Source organism: Yinghuangia sp. ASG 101 (assembly GCF_021165735.1).
Lineage (GTDB): Bacteria > Actinomycetota > Actinomycetes > Streptomycetales > Streptomycetaceae > Yinghuangia.
On sequence record NZ_CP088911.1, the window covers coordinates 637,266 to 651,848 of the forward strand.

The 14,583-nt window shown below is 72.2% G+C and carries 13 protein-coding genes; 3 read left to right on the forward strand and 10 right to left on the reverse strand.

Annotated elements, in window-relative coordinates; translation table 11 throughout:
- The first annotated feature begins 153 nt into the window (after positions 1–153).
- A complete protein-coding gene (locus LO772_RS02455; RefSeq protein ID WP_231776650.1) occupies positions 154–1,125 on the forward strand; it encodes an alpha/beta hydrolase in 972 nt (323 codons plus the stop codon).
- A 252-nt stretch (positions 1,126–1,377) separates the two neighbouring features.
- On the opposite strand, the gene LO772_RS02460 is transcribed toward LO772_RS02455, so the two are convergent.
- From LO772_RS02460 to LO772_RS02495, 8 genes are read right to left on the reverse strand one after another with little or no spacing between them, the layout of a single operon-like run.
- Complete coding sequence (locus LO772_RS02460) at positions 1,378–2,616, reverse strand: acyl-CoA dehydrogenase family protein (RefSeq protein ID WP_231776651.1); 1,239 nt, start codon at positions 2,614–2,616, stop codon at positions 1,378–1,380.
- Between the two features lie 14 nt (positions 2,617–2,630).
- Entirely contained in the window at positions 2,631–4,232 is a 1,602-nt protein-coding gene (locus LO772_RS02465; protein WP_231776652.1) for a class I adenylate-forming enzyme family protein, read from the reverse strand.
- Positions 4,219–5,847 (reverse strand): class I adenylate-forming enzyme family protein, encoded by a 1,629-nt coding sequence (locus LO772_RS02470; RefSeq protein ID WP_231776653.1) that lies wholly within the window; start codon positions 5,845–5,847, stop codon positions 4,219–4,221. The genes LO772_RS02465 and LO772_RS02470 overlap by 14 nt, the downstream gene beginning before the upstream one ends.
- Entirely contained in the window at positions 5,844–6,521 is a 678-nt protein-coding gene (locus tag LO772_RS02475) for a hypothetical protein (protein WP_231776654.1), read from the reverse strand. The genes LO772_RS02470 and LO772_RS02475 overlap by 4 nt, the downstream gene beginning before the upstream one ends.
- A complete protein-coding gene (locus tag LO772_RS02480; RefSeq protein ID WP_231776655.1) occupies positions 6,518–8,020 on the reverse strand; it encodes a class I adenylate-forming enzyme family protein in 1,503 nt (500 codons plus the stop codon). The genes LO772_RS02475 and LO772_RS02480 overlap by 4 nt, the downstream gene beginning before the upstream one ends.
- Positions 8,020–8,802: an enoyl-CoA hydratase/isomerase family protein gene (locus LO772_RS02485; protein ID WP_231776656.1), complete on the reverse strand. Its 783-nt coding sequence runs from the start codon at positions 8,800–8,802 to the stop codon at positions 8,020–8,022. The genes LO772_RS02480 and LO772_RS02485 overlap by 1 nt, the downstream gene beginning before the upstream one ends.
- On the reverse strand, positions 8,799–9,602 hold the full coding sequence (locus LO772_RS02490; RefSeq protein WP_231776657.1) for an enoyl-CoA hydratase/isomerase family protein: 804 nt from the start codon (positions 9,600–9,602) through the stop codon (positions 8,799–8,801). Before LO772_RS02490 ends, LO772_RS02485 begins: the two co-directional genes overlap by 4 nt.
- Before the next feature lie 9 nt (positions 9,603–9,611).
- Entirely contained in the window at positions 9,612–10,436 is an 825-nt protein-coding gene (locus tag LO772_RS02495; protein ID WP_231776658.1) for an enoyl-CoA hydratase/isomerase family protein, read from the reverse strand.
- A 277-nt stretch (positions 10,437–10,713) separates the two neighbouring features.
- Between LO772_RS02495 and LO772_RS02500 the strand changes: the two genes are divergently transcribed.
- Positions 10,714–11,496: a FadR/GntR family transcriptional regulator gene (locus LO772_RS02500; RefSeq protein WP_231776659.1), complete on the forward strand. Its 783-nt coding sequence runs from the start codon at positions 10,714–10,716 to the stop codon at positions 11,494–11,496.
- A 326-nt stretch (positions 11,497–11,822) separates the two neighbouring features.
- On the opposite strand, the gene LO772_RS02505 is transcribed toward LO772_RS02500, so the two are convergent.
- A complete protein-coding gene (locus tag LO772_RS02505; RefSeq protein ID WP_231776660.1) occupies positions 11,823–12,614 on the reverse strand; it encodes an enoyl-CoA hydratase in 792 nt (263 codons plus the stop codon).
- Positions 12,615–12,664: 50 nt separating this feature from the next.
- Positions 12,665–13,459, reverse strand: coding sequence for an SDR family NAD(P)-dependent oxidoreductase (locus LO772_RS02510; RefSeq protein WP_231776661.1), 795 nt, complete (start codon positions 13,457–13,459; stop codon positions 12,665–12,667).
- A gap of 159 nt (positions 13,460–13,618) precedes the next feature.
- Between LO772_RS02510 and LO772_RS02515 the strand changes: the two genes are divergently transcribed.
- Positions 13,619–14,515: an enoyl-CoA hydratase/isomerase family protein gene (locus LO772_RS02515; RefSeq protein WP_231776662.1), complete on the forward strand. Its 897-nt coding sequence runs from the start codon at positions 13,619–13,621 to the stop codon at positions 14,513–14,515.
- Positions 14,516–14,583: the final 68 nt, after the last annotated feature.

A 14,583-nucleotide genomic window follows, 5' to 3' on the forward strand; every position in this document is an offset into this window, starting at 1 on the left:
CGACGCCCCCGGCGTGTCGGTGGAATCCGGCCGCTCCCGACCCGACACGACGCAGCCGCGGACCACGAGGGCGCCACCCGCCGCGTCGGGAAGGCGACCGCCGCGCCGCCTGTCCCCCTTACCAAGCCAAACATCTCGACATATGGTTGGCCGATGACGAAGCCGGTCTTCCATCGCGACCTGCGCAAGGCGCGGTTCCTGCCCCGGACGGCCCCCATCGGCCCCCGCGCCCTCGGCGTGCTCCGGAAGTTGTCGACCCTCACCATGGACCGGCCGCCCTCGAACGGGTTGATCGCCCGGGTGAACGCGGATGTCTCCGTCCGTGTCTTCAGGTCGTCCTGGGCCCGGCACCCGGCTCCGGCGCTGCTGTGGATCCACGGCGGCGGCTACGTCCTCGGCTCGGCGTCGCAGGACGACCGCGGATGCCGGCACCTGGCACACCGGCTCGGGATCGTCGTGGCGTCGGTGGAATACCGGCTGGCGCCGGAACACCCGTTCCCCACACCCCTGGAGGACTGCCACGCGGCGCTCCTGTGGCTGGCCGCGCAACCCGACGTGGATCCGGCACGCGTCGCGATCGGCGGCGCGAGCGCCGGGGGCGGCCTGGCCGCCGCGCTGACGCTGCTGGCGAAGGAGCGCGCGACCGAACCGGGCGCGGTGTCACCCGTGTTCCAGTTGCTCGCGTACCCGATGCTGGACGACCGGACGGCCGCGCGCACCGACATCGACCAGAGCGGAATGCGCATGTGGAACCAGACGAGCAACCGCATCGGCTGGCGCGCGTACCTCGGCGAGGCGGCCGACCACAACGTCCCGCCGCTGGCCGCGCCCGCACGGTACAAGGACCTCTCCGGGCTGCCGCCGGCGTGGATCGGTGTCGGCTCGAACGACCTGTTCCACGACGAGGACATCGCGTACGCCGAGCGGCTGCGCGAGGCGGGTGTCGCCACGACGCTGCATGTGGTCCCCGGCGCGTACCACGGCTTCGACCGGATGGAGCCCAAGGCGGGTGTCTCCCGCGCCTTCCTGGAGGCACAGTCGACAGCGCTGCGGGACGCCGGGATCGCCGGCGACGCACCGCCCGAACCGGCGGACGACCGACGCACGGAACGCCCGGCGGCCTGAGGCCGCCCCCCGGCCCCTCACCCACACACACCGCACAACGGGGAACGGCCCTCGCCACACGACAACACGCGACCGGCGCCGCCCCCGTGCGACGCGCGTTGTCACCAGTGCTCACCCGCGATTTCCCGGCCGCATAAGACCGTTCTCGACATGCGCGGTCGGGTCGCAGGTGAGGGCGTGCATCGTGGACGGCATCGCGCCGACCGCCTTGAGACCGCGCCGCCGACGTACCCCCGAGTCCTCGGCGGCGCGTCAGCCGCGGGTGATGCGGTGGAACGGGACGCCGCGGTCGGGGGCGTGTTCGCGGGGCATGCCGAGCAGGCGCTCGCTGATCACGTTGCGGGCCATCTCGGTGCTGCCGCCGCCGAGGCTGATGACCTGGCGGTTGAGGAACGAGGTGCCCACCTGGCGGGCGAAGGGGTCGGGGCCGGAGCCGACGGTGGCCAGGGCGCCGGCGATACGCAGGCCCAGGTCGTTCTCGGCCTGCGAGGTCTCGGCGTGGAAGAGGCGCGGCATGGTGATGGCCGGGCCTTCCAGGTGGCCGTTGGCGAGCCCTTCGGAGACACGCGCGACCAGTTGCTCGTGCACGAGGGCGAGCGCCAGGGCCTCGCCGACGAGTGTGCGCACCTCGGGGTCGTCGGTGCGGCCGGCCGCGCGGGCGACCTCGATCGCCTCCATGGCGGACTTGCTGCGCGGCATGCCCTCGCCGCTGGTGTAGGGCGAGCCGCCGCCCATCGCCGAGCGCTCGTGGTGCAGTTGGCGCGTGACGACCTTCCAGCCGCCGTTGACCTCGCCGACGACCGCGTCGGCCGGGAGCCTGACGTCGTCGAAGAACTCCTCGCAGAACTCGGTGGATCCGTCGACCATGCGGATGCGGTTCATCGTCAGCCCGGGCGCGTTCGTCGGCATCAGGAACATCGTCAGGCCGTCGTGCTTGGGCCGGCTCGGGTCGGTGCGCGCGAGGCACAGCGCGTAGTCGGCGCCGTACGCGGACGTGCTCCAGGTCTTGGCCCCGTTGATGACCCATTCGTCGCCGTGTCGTTCGGCTCGGGTGATGAGGCCCGCGAGGTCGGAACCGCCGCTGGGTTCGGACAGGAACTGGGCGAGGACTTCCTCGCCCCGGATCGCCGCGCCGATGTGCTCGCGCTTCTGCTCCTCGGTGCCCCAGTCCAGCAGCGTGGCGCAACAGACGCTGAACGTCGGGATGTTGAGGAGGATCGGCAGTTCGTAGCCGGCGGACTCCTCGTTGAACGCCAGTTGGTGGGCCGGACCGAGACCGAGGCCGCCGTACGCCTTCGGGAAGCGGATTCCGGCGAACCCGCCCGCGTACAGCTTCTGTTGGAGTTCGCGGGCGCGGCGCCACGAGCCGTCCTCGTCCGCGTAGCGGGCGACGTGGCTCATGGTGCCGAGCCGGGGCATGGTCTCGGCGAGCCACGCGCGGGCGCGGGCGCGGAACGCCTCGACGGATTCGGGGGCTTCGCCGGTGGTCATGAGGTTTCCGCCCTTCAGGGTCCGGTGAGCAGGTGCCGCAGGGCGGCGACGTCGACTTTTCCGCCGGCCAGGCGCGGAACCTCGGCGGGGTCGGCGGTGACGAGCCAGCGGGTGGGGATCTTGAAGCCGCTCAGGCGGGCGCGGGCGGCTTCGACGAGGTCCGGTTGCCGGACGTCCGGCGTGGCGACGACGAGCGCGGCGATGAGCCGTGTCGTGTCGCCGGGGATGTCGGTGACGTGGGCCTCGGAGACGCCGGGGATGCCGCGCAGCGCGGCCTCGACCTCCACCGGGTACACCGTGGCGCCCTTGACCTTGACCATGTCGTCGAGACGGCCCCGGAACCACAGGTAGCCGTCGGCGTCGCGGACCGCGAGGTCGCCGGTGCGGTAGTAGCCGTCGGGGGTGAACACCTCGCTGCGGTGTCGGCCGCAGATGCCGCGCATCACGCCGGAGCCGCGCAGCCGGATCTCGCCCTCGGTGCCGTCCGGGACCGCGCGCCCGGTGTCGGGGTCGGTGACGCGGACGTCGACCGCGGCGAAGGGCCGGCCGAGGCTGCCGTGCTTGTCCTCGGGCAGGTCGCGGTCCATGGGTGCGCCGCAGTACGGGCCGAACGTCTCGGTCATGCCGAACAGGTTGGGCCGGGCCCCGGGCCGCGGCTGCCGGTCGCCGAGGACGGCGGGCAGGCTGGCGGGGCGCAGCGCGGACAGGTCCGCGTCGGCGAAGGCCGGGTGGGCCGCGATCCGGGCGGCCTGGTCGGGCCAGCCCCGGAACAGGGTGGCGCCCTCGCGTTCGAGGAAGCGGATGGTGCGCCCCGGTTCCGGTTCGGCCTCGGTGAGCAGGGTGCCGCCCGCGAGCAGGGTCGTGAGGAGGCCGCCGCTGAAGCCTCCCGTCCAGAAGAACGGCATGGGGATGTAGAGGCGTTCGCCGGCGCCGATGCGGCGGTCGTCCAGGGTCGCGGCGGTGGCGCGCAGGGCGTTGCCGTGGGTGTGGATGATGCCCTTGGGGGTGCCCCGGCTGCCGGAGGTGAACAGGACCGCCATGTCGTCGGCGGGGCGGACGACGGTTTCCAGGGCGTCGACCGGCTCGGTGGGCGCGGGGTCGGCGGGCAGGTCCCGCCACGTCCAGGTCTGCCGGAGTGACGGTACGGCCGCGTGGCGTCGGCCCCCGCGGGTGTGTTCGGTCAACTCCGGTTCCGCGGCGTCGAGTTCGTCGAGGTAGGCGCGGCCCTTGAACCGCTCGACCAGGATCAGGTGGGAGACGGCGGCGATGCGGAGTTGGGGCAGCAGTTCGGCGGGCTTGAGCAGCGTGCTGAGCGGGACGAGGACGGCGCCGACGCGCATGACGGCCAGCGCGGTGACCGCCCAGTCGACGCCGTTGGGCATGAGCAGGCCGACGCGGCTGCCCTTGGTGACGCCGGCGCGCACCAGGCGGGCCGCCGACGCGCGGCTCGCGTCGTCGAGTTCGGTGTAGGTGACGGCTTCGTCGTCGCTGACGACGGCCTGGGTGGCGGCGTCGTGGCGGCGCCGTGCCGCGAGCAGTTCGGGGATCGTCCACCGGACCGGCGGCGCGGCGATGTGTGCCGCGTCGCGCGTGCCGTCCTGTTCACGTGTCGGCACCGAGAAGCTCCTTCAGTGCGGGGATGTCGATCTTGCCGCTGGGTTGTGTCGGCACCTCGTCGTCGGCGATCAGCACGATGCGCCGGGGGATCTTGTACGCCGACAGGTGTTCGGCCAGGCGGCGGCGCAGTTCGTCGGGCGCGGGCGCGCTGTCGTCGCGGACGCGGACGGCCGCCGCGACGATCTGGCCGCGCTCGGCGTCGGCGACGCCCACGACCAGGGCGTCGAGTCCGCTGACTGCCCGGATGGCGTCGGCGACCTCGATCGGGGAGACGTTGGCGCCGGCGGTCTTGATCATGTCGCCGCGGCGGCCGTGGAAGTAGCAGAATCCCTCGTCGTCGATGCTGAAGGTGTCGCCGGAGTGGTACCAGCCGTCGGCGTCGAACACCTCGTCGCGCTCGCGCCCGTGGTAGCCCTCCATCATGAACGGTCCCCGGAGCAGCAGTTCGCCCCGCTGTCCAGGGCCGGGGTCGGCACCGCCGTCGAAGTCGGCGATTCTCGTCTCGAATCCGGGGGCGGGGTGCCCGAACGAGCCCCGGCGGTGCTCGGGTTGGTCGGTTTCGTCGTCGCTTGCCAGGCAGACGCCGCCGGTCTCGGTCATGCCGAGCATCTGGTGGCGCAGCGCGGGGTCGGCGGGCCGGACGTCGTCCGGCATGATCGGGTAGAGGTTGCCGCGCCGGATGAAGGACAGGTCGCGCCCGGCGAAGGTGGGGTCGGCGGCGAGGCGGGCGATCGACTGCACGTAGCCGTTGACCATGGTCGGCCGCTCGCGTTCGAGGAACGCGAGCACGTCGGCGGGCCGTGCGGCGTTCGACGCGAGCACGCGGGCGCCGGCGAGGAGTGTGCCGAGCATGACGTAGGCGTAGCCGCCGATCCAGAAGTACGGCGAGTTGGAGTACAGCACGTCGTCGGGGGTGTAGCGGCGCATCTCGTTGAGGTTGTCGAGATGGCGCAGCATCGGGCCGTGGGCGTGGACGACGCCTTTGGGCGCGCCGGTGGAGCCGGAGGTGTGCACGATGACGAGGCGGTCGCTCGGGTCGACGGCCTCTTCCGCGGCCCGGGCGACGTCCTCGCCGACCTCGGCGCCGCGCGTGATGAGGTGCGCGAGGGTGCGGGAGGCGGCGACGCCGGGGGCGTCCGAGAAGAAGACGTGCCGCAGGACCGGTGCCGATGCGGCGAACAGCGGTGTCGTGGCGGACGCGTCGAAGCCGGGGACCGCGACGGTGACGGCCTCGACATGGTCGTGGGAGCGGTAGGAGCCGGTGGCCAGCAGGATGCCGACGTCGCCGTCGCGCAGCAGCGTGCCGAGTTCCGACGGCGTCGACAGGGTGCTGAGCGGGACGGTGACGGCGCCGATGCGGGCGGCGGCCAGCGCCGCGACGACGAACTCGGCGCCGTCGGGGTACAGCAGGCCGACGTGGGTTCCCTTGCCCGCGCCCAACGCGAGGAGCCCGCGCGCGAGTTCGCGTGAGCGCCGGTCGGCCTCCGCGTACGTGAGGTTGTCGTCGTCGGAGGTGAGCAGCGTGCGGGTGCCGTAGCGGGCGGCCTGACGGCGTATCACCAGCGGGACGGTGAGCGGGAGATCGTCGTCGGCGTGGATGCGGGTGGCGGTCACGGGCGCGGCCTCCGGGGGGAGACGGGCGGGAGTGTCGCGCGGTCGCCCTTGACCGCCTCCATGGTTGCCTCGCAGAGCGGTTCGTCGCCGTCGAGCAGGCACCCGGTGGCGTGGATGCGGCGGCCCGCGTCGGAGCGGGTCAGGGTGAAGCGCAGGTCGCGGAGCAGTGGGGCCGGGCGTCGGTAGCGCAGGGCCAGTGTCACGGTCTTGCCGGCCACTCCGGCGTCGCAGTTGTGGTTCTGGATGACCGCGTCGAAGAAGAGGGCGAGGAATCCGCCGTGGACGCAGCCGGGCGGGCCCTCGTACGCGACGGGGAAGTTGACGGTGCCGGACGCGGCGTCGCGGTCGACGGATATGCGGTATTCGGGGAAGCACGGGTTGAACGCGCCGATGTGGCGCGAGTGGTCGAGGTACGCGCGGCCGTCGCCGTGGACGGCGGCGCCGACGCGGGGCGGCGCGTCCGGGGCGGGAGCGCGGGCGGCGAGGAGGCGTTCGGCGCGCTCCAGGGCGTCCAGCAACTCGTCGAGCCCGGGGGCGGGTTCCTCAAGTGTGAGCAGCAGGCCGGTGACGCGGCGCAGTCGGGCGGCGGCGCGGACGGTCTGGGGAAGGGGTTCGACGCCGAACGTCCACGGGTCGGGGGTGGCGTGGGTGTCGGTGCGGGAGGTCGTGGTCACCGCTCCTCCGTCCGGTCCTGGTCGTCGTGTTCGTCCCACAGGCCGGCGACGGCCGCGAGGTCGACCTTGGCCGAGGGCGTGCGCGGCAGCCGCTCGACGATGCGGATCTCCACCGGGAGTTCGTAGCGCGCGAGGATGTCGGTCGCGTGCGCGAGCAGGTCGGCGGACGTCACCGGGTCGGCGGTGTCGCGCAGTTCGACCGCGGCGACGGGGACGGCGCCGAGTCGCCGGTCGGGTCGGCCGACGACCGCGGCGGCGCGGACGGCGGGGTCGCGTTCGAGGGCGGCGCGGACGTCGTCGGGCCGGATCTTGAAGCCGCCGCGGATGATCGCCTGGTCGGCGCGTCCGAGAATCCACACGAACCCGTCGGCGTCGATGCGCGCGAGGTCGGTGGTGCGCGTCCAGCCGTCGCCGGGCCCGAGTTGGGCGGCCTTGACCTCCAACACGCCTTCCTCGTCGGCCGCTTGCGGCGCGCCGGTGTCGGGGTCGACGACGCGCAGTTCGCACCCGGCGTGCGCGCGGCCGACGCTGCCGCGTTTCGCCGACCAGTACTTCGTGTGGTCGGCGAGGTTCCACCCGGCGACGCCGCCGCCGAATTCCGTGGCGGCGTACGAAATCAGCACGGGGACGCCGTACTTCGCGGTGAACGCGTCCGCGTCGTCCGGCGACAGCGGCGCGGTGCCGCAGATCACGGACCGTACGCTCGACAGGTCGGCGGGGTCGAGATCGGCGTCCAGGACCATGCGCAGCGCGGCGGGGACCAGGCTCACGGTCGCGGGCCGGTGGCGGCGTACGGCGTCCGCCCAGGTGTCGACGGTGAACCGCTCCAGGAGCACGAACGACCGTCCGTCGCTGACGCATTGCAGCACGCGGAACAGGCCGCCGAGGTGCACGAGCGGCGCGTTGACGATCGCGACTCCCGTGCGCAGCCGCAGGGTTGCGTCCCGGCTGCGCTCGTAGTGCTTGGCCCCGGCCAGCACCCGGGTCAGGGTCCGATAGGTGAGGTCGACGCGCTTGGGCGGCCCGGTCGTTCCGCTGGTGAGCATCTGCACGGCGACGTCCGGCCGGGTCGCGTCGGCCTCCTCGGGATCGCCGACCGCCACGTGCAAGGGTGCGCCGAGGTCGCGGGAGCCGAGCGTCGTCGCGGCGTACCCCGACGGGACGAGGTCCGCCAGGTCGGCGGTGTCGCCGACGACGAACGGCAGGCCGAGCGACGCGATGTCGTCGCGGACGCGTTCGGCGCCGCGTCCGGGGTTGATCGTCACGAGGCAGGCGCCCGCGCGCAGGACGCCGAGCACGTGGGCCACCGACAGCGGCCGGTTGCGCAGCAGCACGCCGACGCGCGCGGACCGCGGGAGCCGGTCGGCGATCGCCTCGGCCGCCGCGCCGATCTCGCCCCAGGTGTGCCAGGTGCCCTGGTACTCGACGGCGCGGGCGGCCGGGTCGATCGCGGTGACGTCGGCGATGCGCCTGCCCAGCGGATGGGTGAGGACGTCCATCAGCGGAGCCTCCAGGGTTTCCTCGGGGCGGGGTCGGCTTCGGCCTCGGCCATCCCGACCGGGTTGCCCAGCCGGGTGTAGATGAGCGACTGCTCCATCGCGGCGCGGTAGGGGCGGTCGAGCGATTCCCAGATCGCGCGGACGGTCCCCTGGGTCGCCGCGCCCGGTTTGCCCGCGATGCCCGCGGCGATCTCGTGCGCCCGCTCCCACAGACGCGCGCGTTCGACGACCTCGGTGACGAGGCCGATCCGCAGCGCGGTGTCGGCGGCGACGCGTTCGTCGTTGCCCATCAGCGCGATCCGCAGCGTGTCCCCGAGCCCGATGCGGCGCATCAGTCCTATCGGCTCGACCGCGCAGACCCGGCCGTAGGTGACGTGCGAGTCGAAGAACGTGGCGTCGTCGGAGCAGATGACCACGTCGGACTCGTTGACGAAGTAGAACGCCCCGGCCGTGCACATCCCCTGCACGGCGCACACCACGGGCTTCCAGCACTTCTGCCACTTGGGGCTGAGCAGTTCGCCCGGGTCCTCGTGGTTCCAGACGTCGTCGGGTTGGCCGTACGGCTTCCTGGTGTCGAGCCCGGCGCAGAAGGCACGGTCGCCGGAGCCGCGGAGCACGACGGCGTTGACATGCGGGTCGGCCTTGACACGGTGCCAGGCGTCGCGGATCTCCTCGCACATCGTCCGGTCGAACGCGTTGAGCGCCTCGGGCCGGTGCAGGGTGATCGTGGCGACGCGGTCGGGGGTCGTCTCGTACGTGATCGTCGTGTAGGCCGCCGTCATCGGCACCGCCACTTCGGCTCGCGCTTCTCCAGGAACGCCTGCGGGCCTTCCTTGGCGTCGTCGGTGCGGACGACGCGTTCGCGGAACGCCTCGGCGAGGATTTCGGCCTCGTACATCGGCAGGTCGAGGCTCTTGCGGACGGCGAGGCGGGTGCCGCGCACCGCGAGCGGCGCGTTGCGGTTGATCAGGTCGGCGAGCTCGCGGGCCCGCGTCATCAGCGCGTCGTGCGGGACGACCTCGGAGATCATGCCGAGGTCGTACGCGCGCTGCGCGCTCATGCGCTCGTGGCGGCCCGTCAGGGCCATGCGCATCGCGACGTTCGGCGGCAGCACCTTGGCCAGCCGCACCGACTCGCGGCCGGAGACCAGGCCGATGCTGACGTGCGGGTCGAAGAACTCGGCCCGTTCCGAGGCGATGGTGATGTCGCCGGTGGTCACCAGGTCGAGTCCGGCTCCCGCGCAGAGCCCGTTGACGGCCGTCAGCACCGGTTTGGCCATGGTCCGGAACGGCGGGGTGGCCTCCTGCGGCGCCTCCCACTGGGGGTAGGTGGACAGGTACGGGTCGTCGTAGATCACCCGCCCGTCGTCCGGGATCTCGCCGACGTCCGCGCCCGCGCAGAACGCCCGGCCGTTGCCGGTGACGAGGATGAGCCACACGTCGTCGTCGGCTTCCGCGGCGGCGTACGCCTCGCGCAGTTCGCGGGCCATCAGCGGGCTGACCGCGTTGAGCTTGTCGGGCCGGTTGAACGTGACGGTGGCGACGCGGTCGTCCACGTCGTACAGGATCGTCTCGCATCGCATGCCGGTCGTCTACCGCCCCTCGAATCGGGGGGCCCGGCGCTCCTTGAACGCGGCGAGCCCTTCCTTGAAGTCGGCGGTACGCGACGACAGTTCGAGTCCGTACGCCTCGTTCTCCATCGCCTCCACCAATCCCAGCTCCAGTCCTCTGTTGACGCATCGCTTGGTCAGGCCCATCGCGACCGTGGCCGCGCCCGCGAGTCTGGCGACCAGGTCCTCGGCCGCGGTCGCGAGTTGTGTATCGGGCACCGCCCGGTGGACGAGCCCCCAGGCCTCGGCCTCGGTGCCGGTCAACTCGCGTCCGAGCATGAGCAGTTCCTTCGCGCGTGCGATGCCGACCAGCCGGGGCAGGAGCCAGGTGGCGCCGCTGTCGGGGCTGAAGCCGCGGTCCAGGAACGGCTCCCAGATGCGGGCGGACTCGGCGGCGATGGTGAAGTCGGCGGCGAGTGCCAGTTGGCAGCCGAGGCCGGCGGCGTAGCCGGTGACGACGCAGACGACCGGGAGCTGCACCTCGGTGACGAGTTGGATCAGGCGGTGGGCCTGGACGGCCGTACGCCGCTGCACGCTGCCGGTGCGCGGCCGGCGCCGACCGCGGGGTCCGTCGGCCGTCCCGGTGTTGGACGCCACCCAGTCGGCGCCGGAGCAGAAGTGGCCGCCGTGCCCTTCGATGACGACGACTCTGAGGTCGTCGTCGACGGCGGCGGCCTCCAGGGCCTCGATGATCGTCCGGATCGCGGTGGCGTCGAGGGCGTTTTTGCGGTGGGGGCGGTTCAGGCCGATACGGAGAACGCCGTTGTCCCGACCGAGGACGACGCCTGTCTCTGCGACAACGCTCATGGAGCAACCTTTGGCCTGGGCGCGAATCCTGTGGTCGGCCGTTTCACCTGGCAGGACCGTCTTGATGATAGCGCGCCGACGATAAATGTCTAGATGTATCTAGCGCTCAACGACGGGAGATTCGGTGTCACGCGCACGCTCCCCTCCCCCGACGGCCACTCTCCATCCGGGCGGACCTGCCGAGTTCGTCGCCGTTCCGCGCCTCACGGCGAGTGACGGTTGGTGTTAAAGTGTTGAGGTTTCCACCCTTACGGCACCAGCGAGGAGAACCGAACAGGTGACCGACCCCAGCAAGGCAGACCGGCGTCGCGGTACTCCCCGGGAGAAACCCCAGCAGGTCGCCGACGAGCTGCGCCGGCTCATTGTGCGCGGTGATCTCGCGGAAGGCGAGTCCCTGGGGCGCGAACCGGACCTGATCGAACGCTTCGGCGTCTCGCGGCCCTCGCTACGCGAAGCGCTGCGCATCCTCGAAGCGGAGGGGCTGATCTCCGTCAAGCGCGGCGTCACCGGCGGCGTGATCGCCCATCGCCCCGACGAGCGCATGACGGCCCGTACGGCGGCACTCGTCCTCCAGGCCCGCAACGTCCCCCTCGCGGATGTGTACGACGCGCGCAAGGTCATCGAGCCCACGGCCGCCCGGCTGGTGGCGTCCTCGCCCGACCGGGAGAAGGCGGCGGCCGAACTGCGCGGCCTCATCACGGCCCAGCTCGAATCCATCGACGATCCCGAGGCCTTCGGCACCGCGAACTCGCGCTTCCACTCCCGCCTCGTCGAACTCGCCGGCAACCAGACGCTCGGCATCGTCGCGGAAATGCTCAACGAGATCGTCGCCAAGGCCGTCGCCGCGGTCAGCCAGACCGGCTCCGCCGCGGGCGAGGACCCTACCGCCGCGGCCACCCGCGCCCGCGGCCTGCGCTCCCAGGCCCACCTGGCCAGCCTCATCGAGAAGGGCGACGCCGAAACCGCCGAGAAGCACTGGGCGGAGCACATGGAGATCGTCGGCCGCGTCATGCTCGCACAGCGCGCGAAGACGGTCATCGACCTGATGCGGCACCACTGACGGGACGGGGTCGCGGGCCGGCGACGGAACGAGGAACAACGGGGCACGGGGGACGTCGACACCGAACAGGCGCCCACCGTGCCCCTGGGGCGTCGCCCTGGTGGGTCGCGACTCACCCCGACCGTCCCCCGCCCCGCACGCCGACGCCTCCCCGTCACCGGCACCTTCTCGGCCTCGCGGCCCGATCGGCACTTCCGCTCCCCATCTCGTCGCGCGTTCGCCGCACGCTCCCGGCATCGCCGAGTTGTCCGGAATCCGTTCGCCCCGTGACGCGCCCGCTCTTCGAAGCCCCGTTTCCCGTCCCGGCCGAACTCGGGTGAAGGCCCTCACTCCGACGTCAACTTGTCCTTCATCCCGTCGAGCCACGTCAGCATCGCGCTGCCGCTCACGCTCAGCGCGTTCCCGTGGCCCGTCTGGTGGATGTCGAACGCCGACTGGATCGCGGCGTGGAAGCCCTGCACGTCGAGGGTCTGGTTGACCGCGCGCTTGGCCTGGCGCAGGGCGAAAGGGGGCATCCGGGCGACGCGGCGGGCGAGGTCGTACGCCTTGGCGTCGAGGTCGTCGAGCGGGACAACGTGGTTGACCATGCCGCATCGGGCGGCCTCCTCGGCGGTGATCGCACCGCCGGTGAACAGGATCTCCTTGGCCTTGCGCGCCCCGAACTCCCAGGTATGGCCGTGGTATTCGACACCGCCGATACCCATGAGGGCGACGGGGTCGGAGAATTCGGCGTTCTCGGCGGCGACGATCAGGTCACACGGCCAGCACAGCATCAGCCCGGCCGCGATGCACTTGCCCTGCACGGCCGCGATCGACGGCTTGGGGGTGTTGCGCCACCGCAGCGCGTAGCCGAGGAACCGCTCGGCCTCCGCGTTGTAGATCCACTCCAGGGTGACCGGCTCGGGGGCGGGCCAGCGGTCCTTGAGATCGTGTCCGGCCGAGAAGTGCCGTCCGTTGGCGCGCAGCACGATCACGCGCACGTCGTCGTCGAGTTCGGCCGCCCGCCACGCCGCGTCCAGTTCGTCGAGCAGCGCCCGGTTCTGCGCGTTGGCGGCCTCCGGCCGGTTGAGCGTGATGGTCGCCACGGTGTCGGCGACCTCGTAGAGGACGTTCGTCATGGGCCTGCTCCTGTCTGAAGTCCGAGTGCGAAGTCCGGGAGCGGCCCGGCTCAGGTGAAGTCCGAGCCGCCGTCGACGTTGATGTTCGCGCCGGTCATGTACGAGTTGCGGCGCGAGGCGACGAACGCGATGACCGGGCCGATTTCCGCGGGCGTCCCGGCGCGCGGCAGGTGCGCGCCGTGGCCGAAGTGCCTTTTGATCGCGGTCATGACCGCGCGCGGGTCGTCCGGGTCCGCGCCCACGCCCCGCGCCCAGTTCCGCAGCGCCGGGCTGGTGAAGCTGCCCGGGGAGACGGTGTTGACCAGGATCTCGTCGCCGGCCAGGGCGAGCGAGAGGTTCTTGGTCACGCTGGTCACCACCGATTTGGCGGCCGAGTAGGAGACCAGCGTCGCGGACTGCCGCTTGGTGGAGTGGGCGGAGATGTTGACGATTCGCGCCCACTCGGCCGCCCGCAGGAGCGGGAGCGCGGCGCGGACGCAGCGGATCATGCCCATCGCGCCGAGGTCGAGCGTCGCCTGCCAGTCCTCGTCGGCCAGGTCCTCGAAACGGCCGACGCCGACCGGGCCCGCGGCGTTGACCAGGATGTTCAGGGACCCCCATCGCTCCTCGACGACGCGGAACGCGGCCTCCACCTCGCCGGCGTCGGTGATGTCGGCCCGCAGGCCCAGCGCCCTCGGCGCCCCGAGATCGCGCAGGCGGGCGACCGTGTCGTCCAACTCGCCCCGCGTTCGGGAGAGCACCGCCACCGACGCGCCTTCCTCGGCGAAGCACTCCGCGGCGGCGAGGCCCATGCCGCGCGTCCCGCCCTGGACGACCGCGGATGCGCCCGCGAGCCCGAGATCCATCTGCGTCCTCCTGCGTGGTCCGCAACGCGTGACGAGGTCGTCCGCTGGACAGCTCCGCCACCCCGACAGTAAATATATAGAGGTATATGCTGCTCCACGCCAACGGACCGCGCAATGGCGCACGGACCCGAACCTCCACACGGGAAGAGGTTTCACCCCATGGCCGAAGGTCGTGTGCTCCTCGAACGCGACGAGGAGACGGGCATCGCCCGTCTCACGCTCGACAATCCCGCGCGGCGCAACAGCTACGACGCCGCGATGCGCGACCAACTCGCCGCCCACCTGGACGCGCTCGCGGACGACGACGCCGTCAAGGTGGTGCATCTGCGCGGCAGCGACGGAGTCTTCAGCGCCGGCGCCGACATGGGGAACGCGTACTCCTGGTACGGGGAGGGCGCGAAGCCCGACCGGAGCCGCCGTCCCAGCCAGCGCCGTCGGCTCGCGGTCGACCGCAAGACGTTCACGCTGTACCACAACTTCCTCGGCTACCCCAAGGCCACCGTCGCCGAGGTGCGCGGCTACGCCCTCGGCGGCGGCTTCGAGCTCGCGCTGATGTCCGACATCTCGGTGGTGGCCGGAGACACGTCCGTCGGGATGCCCGCGACGCGCTTCCTCGGCCCGGCCCTCGGATCCCTCCACATGTTCTTCTACCGCCTCGGCCCGGTCACCGCCCGGCGCCTCCTGCTGACGGGCGACGTCGTCCCCGCGCGCGACCTCGCGCACCTCCCGGTCTTCACCGAGGTGATCGACGACGCCGACGTCGCGGGCCGCGCCGGCTGGTGGGCGCGGAAGATCGCCAAGATGCCGGCGGACGGGATCGCGATCGCCAAGGAGGCGTTCCGGCTCGTCGAGCAACTCCAGGGCTACCAGGGCGAAGAGGTGGCGAGTTACCTGTTCCACGCCTTCGGCACGAACCTGCGGTTCGAGGACGACGAGTTCAACTTCGTCAAGACCCGCGCCCAGCACGGCACCAAGCGCGCCTTCGAGCTCCGCGACGCCCACTTCCACGTACCCGGCCCGGACTCCCCGCCCGCGTCGTCGAACGGCACCGACTGAGCCGCGTTCGCGAGCGGAGGCGCCGTCCCCCACGGACAAGTCCCGCGACCCCGCCGCCGGTTCCTCCC

Bases quoted from the DNA above. Each gene is read 5' to 3' on its own strand.
- LO772_RS02505 (WP_231776660.1), bottom strand. From the start codon at position 12,614: ATGACGAACGTCCTCTACGAGGTCGCCGACACCGTGGCGACCATCACG.
- LO772_RS02515 (WP_231776662.1), top strand. From the start codon at position 13,619: ATGGCCGAAGGTCGTGTGCTCCTCGAACGCGACGAGGAGACGGGCATC.
- LO772_RS02485 (WP_231776656.1), bottom strand. From the start codon at position 8,802: ATGACGGCGGCCTACACGACGATCACGTACGAGACGACCCCCGACCGC.
- LO772_RS02495 (WP_231776658.1), bottom strand. From the start codon at position 10,436: ATGAGCGTTGTCGCAGAGACAGGCGTCGTCCTCGGTCGGGACAACGGC.
- LO772_RS02510 (WP_231776661.1), bottom strand. From the start codon at position 13,459: ATGGATCTCGGGCTCGCGGGCGCATCCGCGGTCGTCCAGGGCGGGACG.
- LO772_RS02490 (WP_231776657.1), bottom strand. From the start codon at position 9,602: ATGCGATGCGAGACGATCCTGTACGACGTGGACGACCGCGTCGCCACC.
- LO772_RS02455 (WP_231776650.1), top strand. From the start codon at position 154: ATGACGAAGCCGGTCTTCCATCGCGACCTGCGCAAGGCGCGGTTCCTG.
- LO772_RS02480 (WP_231776655.1), bottom strand. From the start codon at position 8,020: ATGGACGTCCTCACCCATCCGCTGGGCAGGCGCATCGCCGACGTCACC.
- LO772_RS02460 (WP_231776651.1), bottom strand. From the start codon at position 2,616: ATGACCACCGGCGAAGCCCCCGAATCCGTCGAGGCGTTCCGCGCCCGC.